A 4,490-nucleotide genomic window follows, 5' to 3' on the forward strand; every position below is an offset into this window, starting at 1 on the left:
GCGTTTATATATCCATCAAATTAACTTTTATAAATCTATTCCCAGTGCGAAAATCATTTTGTAATCTTCTTTTTCTGGTACCACACCGTTTTCATCGGCAATAGGGTCGGCTAAGTAATCCCATACTAATGACATGTCAAAATCGATATCATCTGTGATCTCAAATTCAAACGCAGCCATTGCATATTGTGAATCACCCCCGGCGTCACTATTAGCCGTCAAATAACGATAATTAAGTGAAAAATCAATTTTCTTGGTTACTTCTAATTCATAATTTGTAGATATGAACCAAGACATTGATGAGTTGCTTTTATCTTCGCCTTCAGCAACAGTGTCAAATTGCGTTTTTTGGTATGCTGGCCCTGCTGTAAAATCCCATTCTGTTTTATCTGTATCCATTACATAGTAACCAACACCTGCGCCCACAGTGTATTTATTAGCGATATTTTGGAACGGATCACGATAGTACTCAAAGAAAATAGGGCGGTAATACATTTTTTGTGTATAAAACCAGTCATAAGTGCCGTTAGCACGAATGTTGTTTTTAGTAACTTGATTATCGCTGGTAGTCCGGTAGCCCAAAATTTCAGATAAAAAACGGCTAGATGCAGTACGGCGTTTGATATCAGCTTTAACAGAATACTCAGTTTGGTCAGTATTACCGCGAGCTAAATCTGCACCCATCGACAATTTTATAGTCCATGCACTAAGTTCACTTTCTACTGAAGGAGCAATAGAGACTAAATCGCGATAACGGTACTTAGCAGGTTGTTCACCCACTTTGATAAAACCACCGGATATATTAAGTGCACCGCTGAGCTCCTTCCCATCGTTAAAACGAACTGTATGGTGGCGGTCAGAGATAATCATGTAGACATCTTCACGATCGATTATTAATGTGTCGAGCACATCACTATCGAACTCGATCTCTTTATCATACATTGAGACAAGTTCACCTTTAAGCCACTCACCAGAGTTTAGTCGTATCCAATCAAATCGAGAAGCATCTTTAATTATTAAATTTCGCTCTTCAAGTAACGGATCAGGAAGTTGTTCTGCGCTATAGCAGGTAAATGTACTTACCATTATAGCGCTTAAAAGTAGGTGTTTTTTGAGCATCATTTCAATCCCTGTTAAATAGAATGCATCCAAAGAGGAGTGGTTATTTTCTAATAACCTGTTTAATTTTAGAACAGTTTTCAGCTGTATTCAAAAACTAGTCAAGAAGTAGGTAAAAACAACCTCTGATATGTTTTATAGGCATATTCATCACTCATCCCAGCTAAGTAATCACAAATTATACGCATAGCATTATCTTCTTGCTGATGAGCGTTAAGCCACATGTCTTGGGTTGTTTCAGGTAATAAACGCATGGGGTCACTAGCAAAGGCACTAAATAATTCAATTAGCAGATTTTGCCCTTTAAACTCAACTTGCTGCATTTTTGGCTCGCGAATTAACCGTTTAAAAACAAAATGCTTTAGCACGTTGAGAATTTCAGCAAATTCATCAGGTAGACTTACAGTGTACTGTAATATTTCAGATTCAAAATCAGCATTTTGTACTATTAATTTGGCATTAATTATAAAGGTGTTAACCAACTCACCAATGGCGTCCTTTCTTTCATATTCATGATGGGAAAACAGTCTAGCTGTAATCGAACTTAAGTGTGTTGTTAGCCAAGCAGAGTCTAACTCTTGTAATTGTACTAAGGCATGGTTTTGCCAATCTGCAAGGGTTAAAACTTCAGTGGCTATGGCGTCTTCTAAATCGTGTACGGCATAAGCAATATCGTCAGCCAATTCCATAATTGCTGAATCTATTGATTTATAGTGAGTTTTAGCTCTAAATTCATCAACCTTATAGTGACTGCTCAGTAGTTGTTTATCATTATTCGACAGTGGGTCAATAATCCAATCGAAAATATCTTTATCATCTTGATACAGACCTTTAGCTGGTCGCCAATGGTCGGCTTTGATAAAGCTACGCTGTTCACTTTTTGGTGGAATGGTGTGCCACAAGTCATCAATAAAGGCTGGGTATTTAATAAAGCCAAGCAAGGTGCGTCTGGTTAGATTCATGCCATATCCATTAGAATAAGGCTCAAGTTTAGAAACAATTCTCAGGGTTTGGGCATTACCTTCAAAACCACCATGATCGCGCATCATGTAGTTTAATGCTATTTCACCACCATGACCGAAAGGTGGATGACCGATATCATGAGCAAGACATAAGGTTTCAAGTAAACTACCACTCGGAAAATTCGTAAATTCAGGGTGTTGCTTTTTTAAGTGGCGTAATAATCCACTACCAATTTGTGCAACTTCTAAAGAATGAGTAAGGCGAGTTCGGTAAAAATCATTTAAGCCAATACCCATAATTTGGGTTTTAGCCTGCAGACGCCTAAATGCTGCAGCATGTATGATACGAGAGCGGTCAACTTGCCAAGCTGAGCGGTTATCGTTGGGACGATATTTTTGCTGATCAATAATGCGAGCTTGCCAAGATTGGCACATAAAAATAACCTTCCTATTTCTCGTTTGGTTGCATTTAAGTATACGCAAGCGCTTGAAAATTGCGAGTAAATTGGCGGTTCATAATGCTTCTTTAGTTATACTTTAAGAAACTATCTCAGGGCTAATTCGCCAAAAAATGTCTGCTTTGGTATACTTCGCCATTGTGTGTGCGTGAAGTTACCGCATATTAGTAAAAGTTTATTTGAGAGAATACATGCTGAATTACGTTTTTAGAGCTTTACTGGCCGCTTTTTTTGCATGGGCGTTGTTGTCGCCATTTATGGATAAAGATACTCTGGATGAGGGGGATGAACAGTCACAGACAACACCTATTGGCACTCAGCGCGTAATCAAAAAAGAAAAGCCATTACATAATGTAAAACTGCCTGATTTTGCAGCGTTTACTGATGTGAAAGAAAAGAAACATGCATTTTTTGACTTTATCCGTCCTCATGTTGAGGCTGAGAATAAAAAGATCCTACAGCAACGTGCGCTCATAGAAATTGCACGCATGATGCTTGAGTATAATGAGCCGCTAAGTAGTAAACAGCAATCAGATATTAAGAAAATACTGACCAGCTACAAGTTACCAACCACTATTGATACCTTATCACTGACCCAAGCTCTGCGCCGTGTAGATATCATTCCAAAAGAACTTGCGCTTATGCAGGCGGCTAACGAATCAGCATGGGGTACGTCACGTTTTGCTCGAATTGGCTTAAACTTTTTCGGCCAGTGGTGTTATAAAAAAGGCTGTGGCATGGTACCACGTCGTCGAGCCAACGAAGCCGCTCATGAAGTGACTGCTTTTAAATCGGTACGTGCTGCTGTAAGCTCATATTTTAAAAATATTAATACTCACGCAGCGTATAAAGATTTACGATCAATTCGAGCCGATTTACGTCGCCAGCAAAAGCCAATTGATGCTACTAAGCTAACACAGGGCTTGTTGTCGTATTCTGAGCGCGGTGAAGCGTACATTGAAGAATTAAATAAAATGATAAATCAAAACAGAGCTTACTTTGATGAATAAATTCCTTCCGTGGTTAAAATTTACAACCATTGCGGTTGCACTAGGTGCAGTTGCCTCTAAGGCCGCTGCTACTGAATTTGTTGTTGCATACGATGGTTTTTATGATCGTTTGAAAGTCGTTAATAAAGGCGAATTTCAATACGCTCAAGTTAATTTTTATTTGTCTGATATTGCTACTAACGAAGTATGTACAATCAAATCAGGTAAAATAATTACAGAGAAACAAGAGTTTGACTTAACTTATACAGATAAAGCTCAATTGCTTTTACCTTTTGATAAGCAGCTTGATACAGATAAAGCCGTTATTGTTGTTCAACCAGAAAATCCAAAACATGATTGCCAATTAAGGTTGCAAATTGAAGCAACTGATCTGGCTGATTTTGAGCTTAGTAAAGCAAACTTGTATACGTTAAATGAAGAATTTGACGAGCTACTATCTGATTTGTCGGGCTTTTTCGTTAGCAAATTAATGTGGTTTTTGCTGCCTGAACAACAAGGTGTTGTACTAAAATTTAACGGCCAAGATGCTATCTCGGCAAACGGTGTTAGCTGCAAGGAGCAACGTTGCTCAATTAAGGTTTCTGATGACTGGCAAGATGATGAAACGGTATTAAGCAGTCATGCTAAGCTTATTAGCGCCACGCCTTGGATCGTTAAATAACCACTATACATCGGCTAAAATCGTTTAAATATCGACAAAAGGGATCTTATTAAGGTCCCTTTTTCAATGTTGAGAAGATAGTTCTTGTGTCTCTTTTTTTAAAAGTTTATCTCGTTACTTTGGTTTAGTATCAAAATTGAAAATTCAATATAAATAAAGCAATTTATATAACAGCTTCTCTTGTCTAGTTTATTCCCACATTTAATTTTTTTTCTAATTACTTGTATTGCAGCGCAGTTTAAGTAACAGCTTGTATTTAGATATGAGAACGGTATGAGAT

General features: G+C 37.9%; 4 protein-coding genes. 2 read left to right on the forward strand and 2 right to left on the reverse strand.

The window, feature by feature from the left end:
- Positions 1–27: 27 nt before the first annotated feature.
- Both L1D46_RS19760 and L1D46_RS19765 read right to left on the reverse strand, forming a co-directional pair.
- Positions 28–1,086 carry a DUF481 domain-containing protein gene (locus tag L1D46_RS19760; protein WP_168990022.1) on the reverse strand — a complete coding sequence of 353 codons (1,059 nt, stop codon included), beginning with the start codon at positions 1,084–1,086 and terminating at the stop codon, positions 28–30.
- Between the two features lie 134 nt (positions 1,087–1,220).
- A complete protein-coding gene (locus tag L1D46_RS19765; protein ID WP_167658837.1) occupies positions 1,221–2,516 on the reverse strand; it encodes an anti-phage deoxyguanosine triphosphatase in 1,296 nt (431 codons plus the stop codon).
- 214 nt (positions 2,517–2,730) lie between these two features.
- Between L1D46_RS19765 and L1D46_RS19770 the strand changes: the two genes are divergently transcribed.
- Together L1D46_RS19770 and L1D46_RS19775 are read left to right on the forward strand one after the other, a co-directional pair.
- Positions 2,731–3,549: a glucosaminidase domain-containing protein gene (locus L1D46_RS19770; protein WP_130051658.1), complete on the forward strand. Its 819-nt coding sequence runs from the start codon at positions 2,731–2,733 to the stop codon at positions 3,547–3,549.
- Positions 3,542–4,210, forward strand: a complete 669-nt coding sequence (locus L1D46_RS19775) for a DUF2987 domain-containing protein (protein ID WP_130051657.1) — start codon at positions 3,542–3,544, stop codon at positions 4,208–4,210. Before L1D46_RS19770 ends, L1D46_RS19775 begins: the two co-directional genes overlap by 8 nt.
- The last annotated feature ends 280 nt before the right edge of the window (positions 4,211–4,490 follow it).

Source organism: Pseudoalteromonas sp. Isolate3 (assembly GCF_022398505.1).
GTDB classification, from domain to species: Bacteria; Pseudomonadota; Gammaproteobacteria; order Enterobacterales; family Alteromonadaceae; genus Pseudoalteromonas; species Pseudoalteromonas apostichopi.